Below are 21,829 nucleotides of genomic sequence, written 5' to 3'. Positions count from 1 at the left end.
GAATAACCCCATTTACAGGAAGCTCGTGTAAAGGATCACAGCGGGATGAGAATAAGCTGGAGGAGGAGAGCGTAAAGCTTCTGGGTATAACTTGAATTAAAACGTGAAATGGCACATCGTATACGGAATATTATTCTGTATGTGATGTGCCATTTTAGCATTATATAAATTATAATATGAGATTATTTATTTCTTCATATTCTTATTTGCAGCGGCAAGCATGAGCTTGATTCTGTTGACCTGGTTGACCTCGGATGCACCAGGATCATAGTCGACTGCCACGATGTTTGCCTCAGGATATGCTTCACGCAGATGCTTGATAACACCCTTGCCTACGATATGGTTAGGCAGACATGCAAATGGTTGAGCGCACACGATGTTAGGGGCACCGCTCTTTATGAGCTCGATCATCTCGCCTGTAAGGAACCATCCCTCACCATTCTGGTTACCAATGGATACGATAGGCCTTGCATACTCGGCAAGTTTTTCAATATGAGCTGGGGCCTCAAAACGCTCACTCTTTTCAAGAGCATCCCTTGCAGGTTTTCTGAAGGATTCCAGAACCTTTATAACAGTGTTGCTGACTATGGCTCCTTTCTTGGTCTTGCCAAGGAACTCATAGTTGTAATTGTTGTTGTAGAAGCAGTACATGAAGAAGTCCAGGAGATCCGGCATAACAGCCTCTGCTCCCTCTGCTTCCAGCAGGTCAACTAAGTGGTTGTTGGCTGATGGCAGGAACTTTACAAGTATCTCTCCAACAATTCCGACTCTAGGCTTCTTGACATCAAGGAGTGGAAGAGTATCGAAGTCGTGGACGATTCCCTGTATATTCTTCTTGAATACTGCGTTGCTTCCGGTCTTTGTAAGGCTCTCCAGACAAATCTTCTTCCATTTCTCGTGGAGGGCATTTGCCGAACCCTTTTCCTTCTCGTAAGGTCTTGTCCTGTACAGACATCTCATGAATATATCACCGTATATCAGAGCCTGCATTGCACGCTTTACGACCTTGTAGCTTATCTTGAAACCTGAGTTCTTCTCAAAGCCCTGGGCTGACAGTGCTATTACAGGTATCTGACCGTAGCCTGCCTTGGAGAGGGCACGTCTGATAAATCCTACATAGTTTGTTGCACGGCATCCGCCTCCTGTCTGGCTCATGATGACAGCCAGCTTGTTCACATCGTACTTTCCTGAAGTGATGGCGCTCATCATCTGTCCGACAACGATCAGAGATGGATAACATGCGTCGTTGTTTACATATTTCAGACCAACATCTATCGTCTCCTTGGTTGCATCCGGCAGGATCTCAATGTTGATTCCCATGCACTTGAATGCAGGTGCAAGAAGATCGAAATGGATAGGAGACATCTGAGGTGCAAGAACTGTATAGTCCTTCTTCATCTCCTTGGTAAATTCTATTCTGTTGATGGCACTGCTTGACGGACATGTCTTGTAGTGCTGTTCATGTCTTGAGTTGACCGCGCTTATGAGGGATCTGATTCTGATCCTTGCTGCACCTAAGTTGCTGACCTCATCGATCTTGAGGACAGTGTATATCTTGCCTGACTTGGTAAGTATATCGTTGACACAGTCAGTTGTTACAGCGTCCAGACCACAGCCGAATGAGTTGAGCTGTATGAGCTCTAAGTTGTCACAGGTCTTGACGTAGTTGGCTGCCTTGTACAGTCTTGAGTGGTACATCCACTGGTCGGAGACAATAAGAGGTCTCTCGACCTTGCCAAGGTGTGCGACTGAATCCTCGGTAAATACAGCAATCTTGTATGAGTTGATGAGCTCTGGGAGACCATGGTTGATCTCAGGGTCCAGATGATATGGACGACCAGCCAGAACTATGCCGAGCATATCGTGTTCATCAATGTATCTGAGAGTTTCTTCGCCCTTAGCACGCACATCCTCCTTGACCTTCTCTGCCTCTGCGTACGCCGCATGTATGGCGCTTCCAATCTCGTCCATTGTCACATCATAGTACTTGGACATCTCACGGTACATACGTTTTACGAGAGCTTCCTCGTTGTCCAGGGCCACAAATGGTCTGATGAATGTTATGTCGTCAGCCTTGAGCTCCTCCATGTTGTTCTTGATGTTCTCAGCATAAGAAGCAACGATAGGACAGTTGTAGTGGTTGTTTGCCTCCGGAGTCTCGTTCATCTCGTAAGGTACGCATGGGTAGAAGATGGACTTGATTCCGTTCTTCAGCAGCCACATTACGTGTCCGTGTGAGATCTTTGCAGGATAGCACTCCGACTCACTAGGTATGGACTCGATACCAAGGCTGTATATAGCCCTTGATGACTTCGGTGAGAGTACGACCGAGAATCCAAGCTTTGTGAGGAATGTGTGCCAGAAAGGATAGTTCTCGTACATGTTGAGTACACGAGGAACACCTATCACGCCACGCTTTGCCTCCTCAGGCTTAAGTGACTCATAGCCAAATATTCTTCCAAGCTTATATTCAAAGAGGTTAGGAATGTTGTCTGCGTTCTTCTTCAGACCGACACCCTTCTCACATCTGTTTCCGGTGATGAACCTCTTGCCGTTTGAGAATTTGTTTATTGTAAGGAGACAGTTGTTTGTACATCCTTTACATCTTGTCATGGAGCTCTCATATGTGAGCTTTCTTATCTCCTCGATAGGGAGCATAGTCGTGACAAATCCCTCTTTGTACTTGTTCCTAGCGATGAGGGCAGCACCAAAAGCACCCATGATACCTGAGATGTCAGGTCTTATGGCTGTTCTTCCTGATATGACCTCAAAGCTCTTTAAGACAGCATCGTTGTAGAAGGTACCACCCTGTACCACAATGTTCTTGCCGAGATCCTTAGGATCTGTGAGCTTTATAACCTTGAGCAGGGCATTTTTGATGACGGAGTAGGCAAGTCCGGCGGATATATCAGCCACGGATGCTCCCTCCTTCTGGGCCTGCTTAACCTTTGAGTTCATGAAAACAGTACATCTTGAACCGAGGTCTATAGGGGTTTTTGCTGTTATGGCTATATGTGCAAAGTCCGCAATATCATAGTTGAGTGACTTTGCAAATGTCTCTATGAATGAACCACATCCAGATGAACATGCCTCGTTCAGCATAACGTTATCTACGACACCGTTCTTGATCTTGATACACTTCATATCCTGACCGCCGATATCGAGGATACAGTCAACCTCCGGGTCAAAGAATGCAGCAGCGGTGTAATGGGCGATAGTCTCAACCTCACCGAAATCCAGTGAGAGAGCCTGCTTGATAAGAGCCTCACCGTAACCAGTAGAACATGAGCCTGCGATCACTGCGCCCTCAGGAAGCTTGCTGTATATATCCTTTATAGCTCTGATGGTGGTGTTAAGTGGACTTCCGTTGTTGCTGCTGTAGAAGTCGTAGAGCAGTTCACCGTCAGAACCGACAAGTGCAACCTTTGTGGTGGTTGAACCGGCATCGACACCGATGAAACAGTTTCCTTTATATGTTGCGAGATCACCGCGCTTTACGGCGTACTTGTTGTGATCTGCCTTGAATTTCTCGTAATCTTCATCGCTCTCAAAGAGTGGCGCAAGTCTCTCTACACCTGAGGAGAGGTTGAGCTCCTGTGAGAGTGCATGTATAAGCTCTGAAAGTGTCATGGATACCTCAGGCTTGGAGTTCATGGCGGCACCTACGGCTGCAAACAGATGTGAGTGTCCCGGATCTATGATGGCATCACCTGTCAGGTTAAGAGTTCTGATAAATGCATTCTTCAGCTCCGGGAGGAAGTGAAGAGGACCGCCCAGGAATGCAACATTGCCCTTGATAGGTTTACCACATGCAAGACCGGATATAGTCTGGTTGACAACGGCCTGGAATATGGAAGCGGCCAGGTTTGGCTTTGTAGCTCCCTCGTTGATGAGTGGCTGTATATCTGTCTTGGCAAATACACCACATCTTGCAGCGATAGGGTAGATGGTATCGTAATCCTTTGCATAGTCGTTAAGACCTGATGCATCGGTCTGCAGAAGTGTAGCCATCTGGTCGATGAATGAGCCTGTACCTCCGGCACAGACACCATTCATACGCTGCTCTATTCCGTTTGTAAAATATATGATCTTGGCATCCTCACCGCCGAGCTCTATGGCAACGTCGGTCTGTGGTGCATAGTCCTGCAGTGCCTCTGATACACAGACTACCTCCTGTGTAAATGGCACACCGATGAGCTGGGCGAGAGCCAGTCCACCTGAACCGGTTATACATGGATTGACCTCGTTCTCGCCGAGGGCATCCTTTGCTTCCTGTACAAGATCTTTAAGTGTTTCTTTGATATTTGCAAAATGTCTTTTGTAATCGGAGAAAAGTATCTTGCCCGCCTTATCAAGGACAGCAACCTTAACTGTTGTTGATCCAATATCAATTCCTAATGTGTACATAAAACAACCCTTCCAATTTCTTTTGTGTGTTGAATGTGTTTGATTTCGACATTTCTGCCGATAAAGCTACTTTATTATAGTGTAGGGTTTAAAAAAATACAATGACTTTATAAAAACTTAACCATTACCAGAAAATGTAAAAATAAAAGTTTTTTGCAGGTAACTATATCATCGGAGGTGAATATATTATAAAAAAGCCTTTCAGGGGTAAGCTATGAATTTTGATACCTGTAACGGAGTTATCCATGTAGTGAAGAGAGGGGACACACTGTATAAGCTGTCCAGGATATACAAGGTAAAGCTCAGCGACATCATATCAGCAAACCCGTACATCAACGTATACAATATGCAGCCGGGGGATGAAGTGTGTATTCCCGTGATCATGGAGGAAGATTTTCTTATATATACAGTGCAGGATGGAGATACATTTGAGGATGTCCTTAAGAATACCGGAGTATCTCCGGATGATCTGTTCAAATTCAATCCGGATCTCTACAAGATGGCCATTGCCGCGGACATGGAGATAAAGTATGTGGACTTTCAGAAGTAGATGGATGCACATGGCTGTATGATATCTGTCCTGGCTGCCGGTTTATAGCTGGCAGCTATTTTGCTGTTATCCGCCAGGTTAGAAAAACTTAATTATTCTACTGTTGTAAACTCATTTTTTATATTATATAATTCAAAAGGTGTAGTTTAAAAAAGTATGACAGGAGTTTTTCTATGAATATAATAAGTAAGATCGAGAAGAAGTTTGGCAGATACTCCATTCGAAACCTCACATTATACCTCATCATAGGCTACGGTATAGGATATCTGTTGTTCATGTTCCAGCCAAAGATACTGTTCATGTTGACACTTGATCCGGCGGCGGTAATGCATGGACAGGTGTGGAGACTTTTCACATGGATAATCACACCACCGGTATTCGGTGTCGATATATTCACGATAATCATGCTGATATTTTACTACAGTCTGGGATCTCTGCTGGAACGTACTATCGGAACATTCCTTTATAATCTGTACATGTTCAGCTCCATGCTGTTTACCATGATCGGTATAATGCTTGCACACATATTCTGTACCTATATCATAAGGTATGATTACGTGAGCTCGACAGGTTATTTCGCATATGCATCGACATATTATATATTGATGTCCATATTCCTTGCTATAGCGGTATGCTATCCTGACATGAGCGTGTTATACGCCATGATCATACCGATCAAGATGAAGTATCTCTCGATACTGTATATCGTCATTATAGCGTATTACTTCATCAATGAGACATTTATGGGAAGAGTGAACATAGCCATGTCACTTGTGAGCTTTGTGATATTCTATCTGAGCACGAAGAACTTCAGAAAGTTTTCGCCAAAGCAGATGAAGAGGCGGCGGAATTATAACAGGCAGGTGCGGACAGCAAAACAGGGGAATATCGGACACAGATGCGTTGTGTGTGGAAGAACGGACAAAGATTATCCTGATCTGCAGTTCAGGTACTGCTCAAAGTGTACAGGTAACAAGGAGTATTGTCAGGATCATCTGTTTACTCATACACACAACTAGGATATATGATCAAAGATTTATAAAGAAGATAAAAGAGGAAGTTTATTATGTATAATGAAGAGAAGAAGCTTATAACCGATATACAGAGAAAGAAGGATCTGGACAGGAATCTTGCACTGTTTGCAGGGGTGGCATCGAAAGCAAATTATGAATATGCATGCCACAAATTCACCTTGAATTACCTGACACTCAAGGACATGCATATGGATGGGGATGTCCCTGATGATCCATATATCGCTCAGTGCCAGGCTGTGATCGACAAGCTGATAGGCGACTTTGTTGTGGGAGATAAGACGGTGTGCGAGGATGCTGACATGAAGCTTATATCGGATGTCAGGAACACCATAACAGCCAAGATGAAGGTGCTCACATCATACACGGATGCATTTGAGATGTATGAGTATATTTTAAACAGGAAAGAATACAGTTATTCGGAGAATGTTGACGAGGAGATACAGAAGGAGCTTAAGGAGCTCGATGAGGCGGGCGTCAGTGACTTTGCAGAAGAGATATACAGATTTGTGTTCGCAGATCAGGACAAGGTTGCCATCAACTCCAAACTGCAGTCCATCATAGGACAGCTCCCGATACGTATGACAAAGAACAGATTCTATGACATTCTGGGAGAAACGCTTGATATATATAATGGAGTGGAGAAGGAGTCTCTTGACCAGTTTATTGAGATGATCGAGAATACTGCTCTCATAAGACTTCCAGAGGGATTTGAGACAGAGTACCCTGAACTATATGAGGCGCTTGAGGTCTTAAAGGCCGGTGATTACACTGCTCTTGATTACGATGGTTACAGAAAGCTCACTGATGTGCTGGACAGAAGTGCAGCATTCCTGAATTCGGTTGTGACTGAATATATGCTCATCATAGAGCTTGTAAACGATCTCTATGTTATGATGCTTGCGCTGGATTCAAAGGAAGGCGTATCTGAGAGCTGTAAGAAAGCGATGACTGTCATAGAGAAGGCTGTCGCTGACGACGGAGAGCATCTTGAGGATGTATATGCACTCCTTGACGATATCGTCGGAGAACAGGAGCAGGCAGGAGAGCATAAGGTAATGCTTGAGTCCGCTGTGTACGACATCTCAACCGGTTACACCGATGATATTGCCGCAAATGAGCTTCAGGATACATACAGAGATCTGGAGATCATGGATAAGCTTCTCTCGGGAAGTATGTTTGTGGATATAGACAATATAGCTGTGATGGGCGTACTCAATGTGGATACTGATTATATAGCTGCATGTAAGGAGAAACTGACAAATGAGTTTGCAGATCTGTTTGCTGCCAACTCAATGACAGTCAACAGAGCCATCATGGCAAAGATACTCTCCAACATACCTGTTTTCTTCAACACCACTGATGAGATAAGGGAATATGTAAACGGATCTCTTTCGAGATGCAGGGAAAAGAGTGAACTTCTTGCGGACTATATTGTTATAAAGCAGATGATGGAAGAATAAACTGTTTATTACAGGTGATTGAATATGGTCATTGATGATAAGTTTTATGTTGGTGGAGCCCGGGACCGGCAGATCATAAGGATGGTCAGAGGAATAAGGCGCTTCCACAGAGTAAAATATGTGCCTGGAGTGTTCGTTATCACACTTCCGTTGTTTGGAGATGGGATTCTGGAGATATATGAGTTGAATGAACTCAGGCAGAAGATCTACACTGACATGGGCGATGCTATACATATTGTCGGTGCAGCTCCAAGCAGATTCCAGGCTGTACTGCTTGTCAGGGATATAATAGATGATATATATAAGAAGACCGGGGATGTTGATGTGGAGAGATTTTTTGCATCGTGACCAGATAGTCTCTGGGTCTAAGGGGATGGAGCATGCATATTGTTTGGTTGATATTGAAGATACTGCTCATAGTTATCCTGTCGCTGGTGGGACTGGTAGTGCTTCTTGCACTTCTCGTATTGTTTGCGCCGGTGAGATATAGGGCGTATGTGAAGAAGGATGATGACATATTTGCGAAGTTCTCTGCCAGATGGCTTGGTTTTGTCCTGTGTTTTAAGGTTTTGTATGATTCGGACGGCCTTCGGTACAGGCTGAGGCTGTTTGGCGGAACCATCATGGGCAGCGAAAAAAGTGCCATACCAGAGCCGGAAGAAGAGGTATATTCTGAACCCGGGGAATACAGTCGGGCTGAGACAGAGGAAGAGGCTTCTGACAGTCCGGGATATGAAGACTATCCATCGGTGGAGCCGGAGGACAGGCAGTTTCTTCTTGAAGACAGCGAATTTGAGGAGCCCGTACCGGGGCCGCTCATCAGGCTGGGCAGAAGGATAGACAGTATGGCAAAGACGGTTGTATCGAAGTTCAAAGATCTGTCAGAGAAGTTTGCCAGTCTGAAAAAGAAAAAAGATGGCTATACTAAGCTTGTACACAATGTCAGAACAAAGGAAGCCATGAGAGTTTTCAAGGTTGAACTGATAAAGGTGTTAAAGCATCTTAAGCCCACAAAGCTTAAGGGGCAGATCATATATGGTGCGGATGACCCGGCAACAACAGGTGAGCGCCTGGGGTATATGAGCCTGCTTTTCCCGCTATACTATGATAATATAGATATAACACCGGATTTCTCTGAAGCCCGGCTGGAGGGAGACCTGTTCATGAAGGGCAGGATAATACTTGGAACAATCGGCTGGAGCGCGCTGAAGGTGATCTGGAACAAGAATGTCAAGATAACTATTGCTCGATTTAAAAAGATATCAGGAGGAAATTGATATGGCAAATATGAATATTGAGGGAACACTTGGTTCTATGTTTAAGGGAATGGATGGCTTTATATCATCGAAATCGGTGGTGGGAGAGCCTGTGTATGTCGGTGACACGATCATTATTCCTCTTGTAGATGTCAATTTTGGTATGGCTGCCGGAGCGTTCAATAAGCAGGACGGCAACAAAGCTGCCGGAGGAATCGGAGCAAAGATGAGCCCGTCTGCTGTTCTTGTCGTCTCAGGAGGAAATACGAGACTTGTAAATCTCAAGAACCAGGATGCCGTAACAAAGATCATAGACATGGCCCCAGAGGTCGTAGATAAGGTCGTGGGTCTGTTCAAGAAGGACAAGACAGAGGAAGAGAAGAATGTTGACAAGGCGATAAATGATGTCGCACAGTCAGAGGAATCTGTCACAGAATAATAAATATCAGAATATATAATATAAGTAAGATTCAGTGCGTTGGGAAATGCATTATTAAAAAGTCACCACATATAATGATAATAAATCATTATGGTGGTGATTTTTTATCTGGAAAAAATTCACAGGATTTGCGTTTTTCTTCACAGCGGTGGGAGTGGTTATAGGATATTTCATAAGTGGATTTGTGGAATTTCTCATAATCGTTATATTATTGCTGTTATCTTATATATTCTCCTGCAGATAAAAAAATAAGAGTGATGATCCTTGAGGATCATCACTCTTATTTATACCAGAACTGAATCGGTGATATTATGCAAATATTATGCACGCTCGACCTTACCAGATCTTAAGCAAGATGTACAAACATAGATCTTCTTTGGTGTACCATCAACTACAGCCTTAACAGACTTAACATTTGACTTCCACATCTTGTTTGCTCTTCTATGAGAGTGGCTCACTTTGATACCGAAATGAGCACCTTTATCACAAATTGAACATTTTGCCATAATAGCACCTCCTTCAATGAATAAACTAACTTTCTTCCTAAGTTCACAACAAGACATATAATAGCAGATTATTTTTCCATATGCAAGCAAAATATTTATTTTTTATTGGAAATGAAGAAATACTATAGAATAAAATTAGATTTATGCTATAATTGATGAGTAATTGTGTTTATAAGTCGGTAGATATGATGAACACTGGTGACTTTGTTAGAAAGGAGTCGTGTATGAAGGAATATATTAATAGCGATAACGGTAAAGTAAGTATAGATGAGAGTGTTGTTGCACAGGTTGCAGGACTTACAGCCCTTGACTGTTTTGGAATAGTAGGAATGGGAATAGTCAGTGTCAAGGACGGAATTGTAAAGCAGCTCCGCAGAGACAATGTTTCTAAGGGCGTAAATGTACGTTTTGATGAGAATGGTGATATAGTCATTGAGCTGCACATAGTTGTTGCTTATGGCGTTAGTATAAAGGCTGTCACAGACAATCTTATGCAGTCGGTAAAGTACAAGGTAGAGGATTTTACGTCGTTTAAGGTCAGCCATATCAATGTCTATGTTGAAGATGTTAAAGTACTTGATTAGTTTGGAGGATAGAGTAAAGTGAGTAATACGATTGATGCGCTTGCACTGAAGAAAGCATTTATTGCCGGTGCCAATAACCTTGATAAGAACAAGGAATATATCAATGAACTTAATGTGTTCCCTGTGCCTGACGGAGATACAGGAACCAATATGACGCTGACAATCCTGTCTGCAGTGAAGGAGGTTGAGGCGGCACCTGATGATATGAAGTCCATAGCAAAGGCCATGTCCACAGGTTCGCTCAGAGGCGCCAGAGGTAACTCAGGTGTAATTTTGTCACAGCTTTTGAGAGGCTTCAGCAAGAAAGTGCAGGACGCAAGGACCATAGATGTTCACGTTATAGCAGACGCTTTTCAGAAGGCTGTGGAGACTGCATATAAGGCTGTCATGAAGCCTAAGGAGGGAACGATTCTCACAGTTGCCAAGGGCGTGGCGTCCAAGGCAAGGGAGTGTGCTGATGCAGATATGTCCCTTGCACAGTTTTGTGACGAGGTTATTGAATATGGAGATGCCGTTCTTGATTCCACTCCTGAGATGCTTCCGGTTCTGAAGGAAGCCGGCGTGGTCGATTCAGGTGGACAGGGACTCATGGTGGTGCTCAAGGGTGCTGTCGACTGTCTCATGGGCAGAGTTACAGTTGAACTCAGCAAGAACACAGGAACAGTGAATGTGGCAAGAACATCCACAGGCGCAGGCAACGATTCCATATCCACAGCGGATATAAAGTTTGGATATTGTACAGAGTTTATTATCAATCTTGAGAAGCCATATGGCGAGGCTGAGGAGGATGATCTGAAGAGCTTCCTCGAGTCTATAGGTGACTCGATAGTATGTGTATCTCTTGATGATATAGTTAAGATACATGTGCATACCAACCATCCTGGTCAGGCATTTGAAAAGGGTCTTACACTTGGATACCTTACTAATATGAAGATAGACAACATGAGGATAGAGCATCATGAGCGTGTTATCGGTCAGGCAGAGCGCGATGAGGCCGAGAAGCAGGAGGAAGAGAGACAGCACAGAAAGCAGGAGCATAAGGAGCCTCGTAAGAAGTATGGATTTATTACGGTATCCATGGGTGATGGTCTCAAGACTCTTTTTGAAGAGCTTGGAGCAGACCGTGTTATAGAAGGCGGACAGACCATGAATCCAAGCACTGAGGATATGCTCAATGCGATCGATGATGTGAATGCCGAGAATATATTTATACTCCCGAACAATAAGAATGTTGTTCTTGCGGCTAATCAGGCTGCAACTCTGTGTGAAGATAAGAATATAATTGTGATTCCAACCGCGAATGCTCCTCAGGGCATAAGCGCCATGATCGCATTCGACAGTACAGTCGATGTGGACGAGAACAGATCTGCCATGAAGTCGGCTGTCAAGAATGTCAAAAGCGGACAGGTAACTTATTCCGTAAGAGATACCTCGATCGATGGAAAGGCCATCAAGGAGGGCGATATCATGGGTATCGGCGATAAGGGGCTTGTCAGTGTTGGAAATGATATAGAGAATGTAACATTTGAACTGATCGCAGATGCGGTCGATGAGGATTCAGAGGTTATAAGCATATATAATGGTGCTGATGTGTCTGAGGAGGATGCGCAGAAGCTTGCTGGCAGAGTGGAGGAGGCATATCCGGACGTTGATGTGCAGTGCTACTATGGCGGACAGCCGATATACTATTATATAGTATCTGTGGAATAACTTTCTGTGTATCTGTGAGATCCGTTGTGAAGAGGTGTATGTATGGAATTGAATGACTCCATAAAGACAATAAAAGGCATAGGTGACAAGACTGCGTCGGCATTTGCCCGGCTTGGGATAGAGACGGTGAACGATCTGCTTCTCAATTACCCCAGGACATATGTCACCTATGAGGATCCGGTGGATATATCAGATCTGCAGGCGGGAAGCAGGCAGTCCGTGAGGGCTGTTGTGAACAGCCGTGCGGAGGTCAGAAAAGTACATGGACTGACCATAGTAATATTGTACGCAAAGGATTTCTCTGGGACAATTAAACTTACCTGGTTTAATTGTCCTTTTTTGCGTAATTTCTTTCATATAGGTCAGGAGTTTGTGTTTGTAGGAAATGTGGCTTATAAGGGCGGTATGATGACCATGACGCAGCCGGAATACTACACTGATGATAAATACGGCGAACTTACGCATGTTTGGCAGCCGGTGTACACGGTAACGCCCGGTATAACCTCAAAGACCATACAGAAGGCTGTGAGAGGCGCAGAGGAAGCCATAGACAGGCTTGAGGATTACCTGCATGACAATGTGCTTGATGAGTACCATATTATGGGTATACAAAAGGCTATCCACTCGATTCATTTTCCTCAGGATGAGCAGAAGCTCAAGGGGGCTGTGAAGAGGATGGCATTTGATGAATTTTACAGCTTTATATCAAACCTTCACAGGATAAAAGACGACAATGTGTATGCAGAAAATACATGTATAATAAACTGTGATGAGGAGGTCAGGACGTTTATTGAGAACTTGAGGTTCAGGCTTACCGGGGCGCAGATGAATGCGGTGCGTGATATGCTTGACGATATGCGCTCTGAACATGTCATGAACAGGCTGGTTCAGGGGGATGTCGGATCAGGAAAAACCATAGTTGCAGCAGCCGGATTATACGCAGTGGCTGCAAGTGGCTATCAGGGAGTGATCATGGCACCGACTGAGGTTCTGGCGGTTCAACATTACAAGGAGCTCAGTTCGCTGTTTGAGCCATACGGAATATCTGTGGGACTCCTGACGGGTTCCATGACAGCGAAAGAGAAAAGAGAGATGTACAGCCGTATCAAGAATATGGATGTGCAGGTTGTGGTCGGAACACATGCCCTCATACAGGACAAGGTGGAGTATGGAAGACTGGCGCTTGTTGTAACTGATGAGCAGCACAGATTCGGTGTAAAGCAGCGCGAGAGACTTGCGTCAAAGGGAGAAGCTCCGCACACGCTTGTTATGAGTGCCACACCTATTCCGAGAACCCTTGCGATCATCATGTATGGCGATCTTGACATTTCAGTTATAGATGAGCTCCCGGCGGGAAGAATCCCGATCAAGAACTGCGTTGTGGATGAGAGCTACAGGAAGACGGCTCTCGGCTTTATCATGAAGGAGGTCTCACAGGGGCATCAGATATATATAGTCTGCCCGATGGTGGAGGCCAGCGAAGTTCTGGACGATGTTGCAAATGTGACTGAGTATACGGAGGAGCTGAAGAAGTCCATCAGGGATGGATATGGCGCTGACACTTCGGTGGTATGTTTGCACGGTAAGATGAAGGCGGAGGAAAAGAACAGGATACTCCAGGACTTTGCGGATGGTAAGATAAGCATTCTTGTCTCAACTACGGTCATAGAGGTTGGAATAAACAATCCAAATGCCACAGTTATGATGGTGGAGAATGCAGAGCGTTTTGGCCTTGCGCAGCTCCATCAGCTCAGGGGACGTGTAGGAAGAGGAAATCTCCAGTCGTACTGTATTTTCATGAGCGGAAAAAAGGATAAGGATACTATGGAGAGACTGAATGTTCTGGAGAAGTCAAATGACGGCTTCTATATAGCCGGTGAGGATCTCAAGATGAGGGGCCCGGGCGATTTCTTTGGAATAAGACAGAGCGGGGAGCTGATGTTCAAGGTTGGGGATATATACAATCATGCTGACATGCTTAGGGCGGCGCAGGACGTATACGACCGCTATGGACAGGAGATAGATGCGAAACTGATAAACAAAGGGGATGACAGGCTGTACACTATGCCTGTATTATAAATAAAAAAAAGGGGGTATACCATGAAAAATAAGAAAACGATAGTTATGGGAATAATTATTGGCATTTTGCTGATAATTATAGCGGTTATGGGATATGTGATCGCTTCGGGAAAGAAAGGTGATTCCGTTAAGAAAGAAACGCTGCAGGAGACTTCTGCAGGCACAGAAGAAGTGAAAAGTGCTGACAATACGGGCGATACAACTGAGTCGTCAGAAAAACAGGATGACCAATCCTTGGATATTGCAGGCGATTTCTATGCTGAGATAGGACATGATACAACGTGGGAGGCAGATGGCAAAAAGTGTGCTACAGAGAGCATCAACATATATAACAACACATCTGCGTCTGCAAAGGATTGGAAGCTTGAGATTACATATAAGGGAACTCCGGCTGTAGATCAGATATGGGGCGGAGAGTACAAGATATCAGGCAAAACAGTGTCAATAAAGGCCGTGGATTACACCCAGGAGATACCGGCTAAGGGCAGTATCAACCTCGGATATAATTTCTCTTCAGATGACCTCGACGTTGAGAAATACGTGCTGTATGTAAATGACACACAGTACAGCGGAGATGGTCTTAAGATGGTAGCTTCAGCGCCTGAGAAGACCGACAGCAATGAAACAAGCGGAGGCGGGAAAAATACAGAATCCGCTGCCACTGAGAAGAAAAACAATACAAATGTTCCGGGAGAGATCCCATTTGAAACACATGGAAAACTTTCGGTAAAAGGAACGGATATAGTGGACATGAATGGAGACAAATATCAGCTTAAGGGTGTCAGCACCCATGGAATCACATGGTTCCCTGATTATGTGAATAAGGAAGCCTTTGAGACTCTGCGGGATGACTGGGGTGCAAATCTTATAAGACTTGCGATGTATACGGATACAGGAGACAGCTACGGATACTGCAGTGGCGGAGATAAGGACGAGATACTTGCTCTTGTCGACAAAGGAGTTAGTGCAGCGACTGAGCTTGGCATGTATGTCATAGTTGACTGGCACATACTAAGCGACAGTGATCCGAATAATCATATAGATGATGCAAAAGAATTCTTTGACAAGGTATCTAAGAAATATGCGGCACAGGAGAATGTCATATATGAGATCTGCAACGAGCCGAATGGTGGAACCCAGTGGAGCAGTGTCAAGTCGTATGCCGAGACTATAATACCGGTCATCAGGGCAAACGACAAAGATGCTCTGATAATCGTGGGAACTCCAAACTGGAGCCAGGATGTCGATATTGCGTCACAGGATCCGATAACCGGTTATGACAACATCATGTACGCAGTGCATTTTTATGCGGCTACCCACAAGGATGACCTGAGAAATAAGGTTAAGACGGCTCTGGACAACGGACTTCCTGTATTTGTGAGTGAGTTCAGCCTGTGCGATGCATCGGGCAATGGAGGTATTGATTACGATTCATCTGACGAGTGGTTCGAGCTTATAAACGAGAATAATCTCAGCTATTCATCATGGAGTCTGTGTAACAAGAATGAGACATCGGCACTTATAAAGTCTGATTCAACAGCCACGGGCAGCTTTTCCGATGGAGATCTGTCGGATACCGGAAAATACGTGAGAGACAGAATAATGGGAAAATAGAGTGAAGATTGGAAGCTCTTCTTGTAATTTCGCAGAAGGCATGGTATAAGAATGTCTGGCGGAGAACGTTTACAATAAACAGTACATATAGATAGGAGATTAATATGAGGGTTATTGCCGGTAGTGCAAGAAGTCTGAAGTTGGTGACGGTTGATTCGATGGATACCAGACCGACAACGGACAGGATAAAAGAAACCTTGTTTAATATGCTCTCAAATGATATTCCGGGATGTCGGTTCCTTGATGTGTTCAGCGGAAGTGGAGCTATTGGAATAGAGGCGCTCAGCCGTGGGGCAGACATGGCAGTATTTGTTGAGAACAGCAGAAAGGCAGTAGAGTGTATCAATAAAAACCTTGCGTTTACAAAGCTTGCCGACAGGGCGCAGGTATTGTCAGCGGATGCTGTTCAGGCAGTGGGGATGCTGGGGAGACAGGGGAAGGCATTCGATGTAATATTTATGGATCCTCCATATGGAAAGCTTTTGGAAAAGGCTGTGCTTGAAAGGCTTGCAGGTTCACCTCTGATGGATGATGACACAATGGTCATTGTGGAGTCGGATCTTGACACGGATTTTGATTATCTTGATGATCTGGGACTGGAGCTTTATAAGACGAAGAAATATAAGACCAATAAACATACATTTATATATAGGAGACTGGAAGATGAGTAGAGCTATTTATCCGGGAAGTTTTGATCCGGTGACACTTGGCCACCTGGATATAATTAAGAGATCTGCGGAAATGTTTGATGAGCTTATAGTCGGGGTGCTCAATAATACCGCAAAATCTCCATTGTTTTCTTTGGAAGAACGTGTTAATATGTTAAAGAATGTAGTCTCAGATATCCCGAACGTGAAAGTTATGGGTTTTGGAGGACTGCTGGTGGATTTTGCAAGACAGAACGACGTGAAGGTCATAGTGAGAGGCCTTCGGGCTGTGTCGGATTTTGAGTATGAATTACAGATTGCCCAGAGCAACAGGAAAGTTGCCCCGGATATTGACACGGTTTTTCTTGCAACCAGTATTGAGTATTCGTACCTTAGCTCAAGCGTGGTCAAGGAATATGCGAGCTTTGGTGTGGATGTACATGATTTTATCCCGGAGGAGATCAGGGATACATTGAGAGACCGATATTCGACAGACAGAGACTGACAGACGAAGGAAGAATTTTTGGATAGATTATTAGGAGGAGAAAAACATGGCAAGAAAAGGTATTGAAGAGATGATCAGTGAGATAGAGATATTTATTGACAATTGTAAGTATCAGCCATTGTCATCCAGTAAGATTATTGTACCAAAGGAAGATCTGGAGCAGATGGTGGGCGAACTCAAGCTCAAGCTGCCTAATGAGATAGAGAGATGTAAGAAGATCATGAGAAACAAGGAGGCTATACTTGCAGATGCAAGAGCGAGAGCTGATTCTATCATCACAGAGTCTGTTGCAGAGGCAAACAGACTGGTTGATCAGAGCCAGATAGTTGAGCTTGCCAACATCAGAGCGAATGAGATAACAGACATGGCGAGAAGTCAGGCTGAACAGATCATCGCTGAGGCGAATGCAGATGCCAGGGAAGTCAGAGCAGGTTCTATGTACTATTCAAAGGACAAGCTCACAGAGATCAGCCAGTATATAAATGCAACACTTCAGGCAGAGAGAGCAAACTATGAGAATCTCATTAAGTCTCTTGAGGACAATGCGGCAAGAGTTGCTGACAATATGGCAGAGCTTGATTCAAGCATAGCTCAGATCAATGGCGTTCCTGAGCAGGTACAGCCAAGTGCTGACGATTCAGCATTTGCTGATGATGACAACACAGATTACAATGTATACGGCAAGACAGAGTATTCATCAGACGACTCTGACGATGAGGATTATGATGACGAGGATGATGATGAATATGACGACGAGGATGAGGATGATGAGGAGTTCCTCGACGAGTAATCACGCCAGATGATACAGGATGTATTTACAGAAACATCATATAGAAAATGAAACACAGGAAGGCACATACTGTTTTCTCTGTTGTGTATTTTATGAATGACAGCCCGGATATTCTTATCATATCACGGCTTTGGAACAAGGCTGATAGCCCTCCAAAGGCAGTGAGTGAGAGAATGAGGGCTGTCTTTATTTTTGTGGAAATATCCATGCCGTATAATATTGGAACACCGCTGCCTATCTCCAGATATGCGGATATGATGGTGCATGCATCGCCTGAAAAGTATCTGCACATAAGATTTCCTGCAATGGCAAATATGACCATGTACACACCGATCACAGTTATATTGTGTACCGAGCTGCTTATTATGTCAGAATACGTATTTTCTGGATTCCCTGAATTGGGGCTCTGGTTGTCTGATGATACCTGGACTGTTGCGGCAGTAAGCAGCTCCGTGGAAGTGCTGGAGCGGTGGGATGACATACATGACAGAGTAAGCGCTATTACAGTATAAATGATCTGTGGAAGATATACAGCCTCGATCAGCCGTGCAAACGATATATATTCCATCAAATGATCCCTGTATATGTAATTGTAAAGAAACATCGGACTTATATTGTTGCACATCGGGAGTAGGCTCTGACATACGTTTTCAGAGATGATCCTCTTTCGGTAAAAGAAAGCTATGATGATCGTGCCTGTGGGAAAACCGCATAGCAGGCCTATTATAAAGATGATCGCATATGCGCAGCATTTTGATACCTGTATCGATCTGAGAAAGCTGGTTATAACACCGGTCAGCAGCATAAAGGGGAGCAGAATAGGCACAATGGATGAGTACCATAGCTGTAACCCCTGGGTGCATCCGGATCTGATGATGTCTGAATTTAAACATGCAAATATTATAATTGAAGCTGTTAGAATTATATAACATACGTTCTTCATATGCCAATTGTATTCATTTTATAGAGCAAATATGATAAATAAGAATATGTCATATAACTATGACAGGTTGTTCAAAATCGGTCTTTATACTGATTTTGTATTTGTTGTATACCATGTTTCTGTATATGTCTGCGGCTTTTATGTCGTATGAGAACATGGACAGACCTGTGGAATCTGTATTTTTGTATATCTCGGCTGAACGGGTTATGATCGGTACCTGCGAAGCCTTTTTCATGCTTTTTATCACGGCACCTGCATCTTTTTTTAGTCCAAGAAGCTTGATGTAGGCTATCCAGCCGTTTTCTTTAAAATGGGAATAGTCATCACATCTCAGGTCTGTGATGGTGTGCAGCAGACCTCTCTGAATGTGCGTGAGAGTATAATTCCTGCATTTAAGTGCTGTTGCGGTCTCAGTAAAGGATAGATTTGTGTCAAGCCTGGAGAGACGGTTGCAGAGATCTCTATCCATATCAACGATGTCATCCGTGCGCGGAGCAAGTATCCTTCGTGCTGACAGGAGATGAGACAGGTCGTCGTCGAACATCGGAAATGACTTTCTGTACGCGTTTTGCAGGATGTTGTAGCAACTGTCAGGAATGTGGCGCCTTAAGCTTTCAACATCACTTGACCGGAGTAGCTCACGTATGGCTGAGGCCGAACAGATGTCGTTGTCGGTGGCAGTGCTGTTGTATTCTGATAAGATCCTTCTGATCGGGACAGTTTTGATCCTGGAGTCTGTCTGTATAAGAGTAGCAATATACTCTATGGCCAGAATGTTGTTCGGGCTTGCCAGGATACGGTCAAGATCAGCGCTGGTATAACCGGTAAGGTTCTGGTTCTGCAGATACTCGGAGATGGCGGCTGCTCTGGCTGATCCATATGAGATGCCCGAAGATACGGATTTTTTTATGGATTCCGATACCTGTGGCGGTTCATTGACGGTGAGTTCGGCAATTTTTTGCAGAAGATCAATGTCATCACATTCTGCGCCGAATGAGATATAGTCTATGCCATCAAGAGCGTTCATCATGCAGACTGCGGCATGTGCATAGTCTCTGGCACTTGATGATGCGTATACAAATGGAATCTCGAACACAGCGTCTACACCGCATCTCAAAGCTATCTCGGTTCTTGTGTGCTTATCTGCTATGGCAGGAACGCCTCTCTGAAGAAAATTGCCGCTCATAAAGCATATGACATGTTCGGCACCAGTTAGAAGCTTCGCCTGCTGTATCTGATATTCGTGTCCCTTGTGAAATGGATTGTATTCGCAAACTATGCCTACTGTGCTCATGGCTCCTCCTTGAAATGCGTGTTTTATAACCTGTCACGATTTATAATGCCTTTGTCGGTAAAGTTTATTCTATCTTAATAATTAATGGCTGTAAAGTGTGTTATAATGACGGGCATAAAGATGTTAAGTGAAAAATTCAAGATGCGGCATTGTTCTGATGCCGATGATCCCCACATACCAGACAGATATTGATTAATTAAGTTAAGGCAGCCAATTTATGGTTGACAAAGTGGCAATAATCTAATACTATATTAAAAGATAATCGAACATATGTTTAGGAGGAAGATACAATGGCGAATAATTCCGGTAATGTAAATATTGATGATAAGAGAAAGGCATTGGATGCCGCTATAGCACAGATAGAGAAGCAGTATGGTAAGGGTTCGGTGATGAAGCTTGGCGATTCCAATGCGAATATGAATATAGATGTGATCCCTACAGGATCCCTCAGCCTTGATATAGCACTTGGACTTGGCGGTGTGCCTAGAGGAAGAATCATAGAGGTGTTCGGACCTGAGTCGAGTGGTAAGACGACGGTAGCACTTCACATTGTTGCTGAGATACAGAAGAGAGGCGGAATCGCAGGCTTTATAGATGCCGAGCATGCACTTGATCCGACATATGCCAAGAACATAGGTGTAGATATAGACAATCTTTACATATCACAGCCTGACTGCGGAGAGCAGGCGCTTGAGATCACAGAGACCATGGTCAGATCGGGAGCGGTTGATGTCGTTATCGTGGACTCTGTTGCTGCACTTGTACCAAAGGCAGAGATAGACGGAGAGATGGGCGATTCGCATATGGGACTTCATGCCAGACTTATGTCACAGGCGCTCAGAAAGCTCACTGCTGTTGTCAGTAAGACCAACTGTGTTGTCATATTTATCAATCAGCTTAGAGAGAAGGTTGGAGTTGTGTTCGGTAACCCTGAGGTTACAACAGGTGGTCGTGCACTTAAGTTCTATGCTTCCGTAAGACTTGACGTAAGAAGAATTGATACGCTCAGACAGGGCGGTGAGATCGTAGGTAACAGAACAAGAGTTAAGATAGTTAAGAACAAGGTGGCTCCTCCATTCAAGGAGGCTGAGTTCGATATCGTGTTCGGCAAGGGTATATCTAAGGTTGGAGATATTCTTGATCTTGCTGTTGCGAACGACATAGTGGATAAGTCCGGTGCATGGTACGCATACAACGGCAATAAGATAGGTCAGGGAAGAGAAAATGCGAAGGCATATCTTGAGAACAATACAGCTATCTGTGATGAGATAGAGCAGAAGGTAAGAGAGGCGGTTGGTGTTGCCGGAGAGTCTGCCGAGAACACTGTAGATGATGGAGCAGATGAGTAGGATCGCAACTGTCACTGATATCAGGAAGATCGATGATAAAAGGTTTTGTCTGTTTGTGGACTATGAGCCTTTTTCATCGGTCTATGCATCGGATATACGAAGATTACATCTTGCCTGTGACGGTGAGATAGAATGGAGTAAACTTGAGGAATTCAGACGGGACTATCTGTTCAAACGTGCCATGAACAAGGCTGTGAACTCCATAAAATTTTCGGACAAGTGTGAATACGATATCAGGCAGAAGCTTAAGGATCTGTATTACGACGAAGAGATCGTGGATCAGACCATCGACAAACTGAAGTCGTATGGATATATAGATGATTACAGGTATGCATGTGGATATATACGCAGAAACTCCGCTAAAAAAGGCATTCGTGTCATACGATTTGAATTGCAGGCAAAGCATATAGGCCAGGATATTATCGATCTGGCTGTGGAAGACTCAGACATATCAGACGAAAGCGACAGGATAACACACATTTTACAAAAAAAATACACTGTGGAAGAACTGACTGAAAAGCGTGATAAAGTCTATGCATACATGTACAGCAAGGGTTTTGACAGGCATAAGGTTTCTGAGTGTATACGAAATATTGTCTCTGATATTACTTGACATAACATCTTAAAAATATTAAACTTAAATAGTTGTATTCTTGTACAAT

General features: G+C 44.1%; 20 protein-coding genes. 16 read left to right on the top strand and 4 right to left on the bottom strand.

Translation table 11 applies throughout. The features are described 5' to 3' along the window. Positions 1-186 precede the first annotated feature (186 nt). A complete protein-coding gene (locus tag DW025_RS09505; RefSeq protein WP_119999669.1) occupies positions 187-4,407 on the bottom strand; it encodes a 2-hydroxyacyl-CoA dehydratase in 4,221 nt (1,406 codons plus the stop codon). Positions 4,408-4,621: 214 nt separating this feature from the next. Between DW025_RS09505 and DW025_RS09500 the strand changes: the two genes are divergently transcribed. From DW025_RS09500 to DW025_RS09475, 6 genes are all read left to right on the top strand, one after another. Continuing rightward, positions 4,622-4,957, top strand: a complete 336-nt coding sequence (locus DW025_RS09500; protein WP_117549022.1) for a LysM peptidoglycan-binding domain-containing protein — start codon at positions 4,622-4,624, stop codon at positions 4,955-4,957. Positions 4,958-5,130: 173 nt separating this feature from the next. Next, complete coding sequence (locus DW025_RS09495) at positions 5,131-5,976, top strand: hypothetical protein (RefSeq protein WP_165854776.1); 846 nt, start codon at positions 5,131-5,133, stop codon at positions 5,974-5,976. 47 nt (positions 5,977-6,023) lie between these two features. Next, on the top strand, positions 6,024-7,451 hold the full coding sequence (locus DW025_RS09490) for a hypothetical protein (RefSeq protein WP_119999667.1): 1,428 nt from the start codon (positions 6,024-6,026) through the stop codon (positions 7,449-7,451). Between the two features lie 24 nt (positions 7,452-7,475). Further along, positions 7,476-7,799, top strand: coding sequence for a hypothetical protein (locus DW025_RS09485; protein WP_015534869.1), 324 nt, complete (start codon positions 7,476-7,478; stop codon positions 7,797-7,799). A gap of 32 nt (positions 7,800-7,831) precedes the next feature. After that, positions 7,832-8,728 carry a DUF2953 domain-containing protein gene (locus DW025_RS09480; RefSeq protein ID WP_119999665.1) on the top strand — a complete coding sequence of 299 codons (897 nt, stop codon included), beginning with the start codon at positions 7,832-7,834 and terminating at the stop codon, positions 8,726-8,728. A 1-nt stretch (position 8,729) separates the two neighbouring features. Continuing rightward, on the top strand, positions 8,730-9,146 hold the full coding sequence (locus DW025_RS09475) for a GerW family sporulation protein (RefSeq protein WP_117549019.1): 417 nt from the start codon (positions 8,730-8,732) through the stop codon (positions 9,144-9,146). Between the two features lie 320 nt (positions 9,147-9,466). Here DW025_RS09475 and rpmB read toward each other — a convergent pair whose 3' ends face one another. Then, a complete protein-coding gene (rpmB, locus tag DW025_RS09470) occupies positions 9,467-9,652 on the bottom strand; it encodes a 50S ribosomal protein L28 (RefSeq protein ID WP_015534872.1) in 186 nt (61 codons plus the stop codon). Between the two features lie 224 nt (positions 9,653-9,876). Here rpmB and DW025_RS09465 point away from each other — a divergent pair, with 224 nt between their 5' ends. From DW025_RS09465 to DW025_RS09435, 7 genes are all read left to right on the top strand, one after another. Continuing rightward, positions 9,877-10,236 carry an Asp23/Gls24 family envelope stress response protein gene (locus DW025_RS09465; RefSeq protein ID WP_015534873.1) on the top strand — a complete coding sequence of 120 codons (360 nt, stop codon included), beginning with the start codon at positions 9,877-9,879 and terminating at the stop codon, positions 10,234-10,236. A gap of 18 nt (positions 10,237-10,254) precedes the next feature. Continuing rightward, positions 10,255-11,946, top strand: coding sequence for a DAK2 domain-containing protein (locus DW025_RS09460; protein ID WP_055144575.1), 1,692 nt, complete (start codon positions 10,255-10,257; stop codon positions 11,944-11,946). A 42-nt stretch (positions 11,947-11,988) separates the two neighbouring features. Then, positions 11,989-14,025, top strand: coding sequence for an ATP-dependent DNA helicase RecG (recG, locus tag DW025_RS09455; RefSeq protein WP_118757784.1), 2,037 nt, complete (start codon positions 11,989-11,991; stop codon positions 14,023-14,025). Between the two features lie 21 nt (positions 14,026-14,046). Further along, positions 14,047-15,639: a cellulase family glycosylhydrolase gene (locus DW025_RS09450; protein ID WP_119999663.1), complete on the top strand. Its 1,593-nt coding sequence runs from the start codon at positions 14,047-14,049 to the stop codon at positions 15,637-15,639. A gap of 104 nt (positions 15,640-15,743) precedes the next feature. Then, the gene (gene rsmD / locus DW025_RS09445) at positions 15,744-16,310 is read left to right on the top strand and encodes a 16S rRNA (guanine(966)-N(2))-methyltransferase RsmD (RefSeq protein WP_117874244.1); all 567 of its coding nucleotides are present in this window, start codon (positions 15,744-15,746) and stop codon (positions 16,308-16,310) included. Then, positions 16,303-16,791, top strand: coding sequence for a pantetheine-phosphate adenylyltransferase (coaD, locus tag DW025_RS09440; RefSeq protein WP_117549014.1), 489 nt, complete (start codon positions 16,303-16,305; stop codon positions 16,789-16,791). Before rsmD ends, coaD begins: the two co-directional genes overlap by 8 nt. A gap of 46 nt (positions 16,792-16,837) precedes the next feature. Next, on the top strand, positions 16,838-17,581 hold the full coding sequence (locus DW025_RS09435) for a hypothetical protein (protein WP_117549013.1): 744 nt from the start codon (positions 16,838-16,840) through the stop codon (positions 17,579-17,581). 25 nt (positions 17,582-17,606) lie between these two features. Here DW025_RS09435 and DW025_RS09430 read toward each other — a convergent pair whose 3' ends face one another. Further along, the gene (locus DW025_RS09430) at positions 17,607-18,149 is read right to left on the bottom strand and encodes a hypothetical protein (protein WP_133302886.1); all 543 of its coding nucleotides are present in this window, start codon (positions 18,147-18,149) and stop codon (positions 17,607-17,609) included. Positions 18,150-18,264: 115 nt separating this feature from the next. Here DW025_RS09430 and DW025_RS09425 point away from each other — a divergent pair, with 115 nt between their 5' ends. Then, entirely contained in the window at positions 18,265-18,510 is a 246-nt protein-coding gene (locus DW025_RS09425) for a hypothetical protein (protein ID WP_133302885.1), read from the top strand. A gap of 63 nt (positions 18,511-18,573) precedes the next feature. On the opposite strand, the gene DW025_RS09420 is transcribed toward DW025_RS09425, so the two are convergent. Next, complete coding sequence (locus DW025_RS09420) at positions 18,574-19,818, bottom strand: tRNA(Met) cytidine acetate ligase (protein WP_119999659.1); 1,245 nt, start codon at positions 19,816-19,818, stop codon at positions 18,574-18,576. A 290-nt stretch (positions 19,819-20,108) separates the two neighbouring features. Between DW025_RS09420 and recA the strand changes: the two genes are divergently transcribed. Together recA and DW025_RS09410 are read left to right on the top strand one after the other, a co-directional pair. Continuing rightward, complete coding sequence (gene recA, locus DW025_RS09415) at positions 20,109-21,167, top strand: recombinase RecA (protein ID WP_022216537.1); 1,059 nt, start codon at positions 20,109-20,111, stop codon at positions 21,165-21,167. Further along, positions 21,160-21,780, top strand: a complete 621-nt coding sequence (locus tag DW025_RS09410) for a regulatory protein RecX (RefSeq protein WP_119999704.1) — start codon at positions 21,160-21,162, stop codon at positions 21,778-21,780. The genes recA and DW025_RS09410 overlap by 8 nt, the downstream gene beginning before the upstream one ends. The last annotated feature ends 49 nt before the right edge of the window (positions 21,781-21,829 follow it).

This window comes from Coprococcus sp. AF38-1 (genome assembly GCF_003603945.1).
Lineage (GTDB): Bacteria > Bacillota > Clostridia > Lachnospirales > Lachnospiraceae > Coprococcus > Coprococcus aceti.
This window is presented reverse-complemented; position numbering and strand designations above follow the sequence as displayed.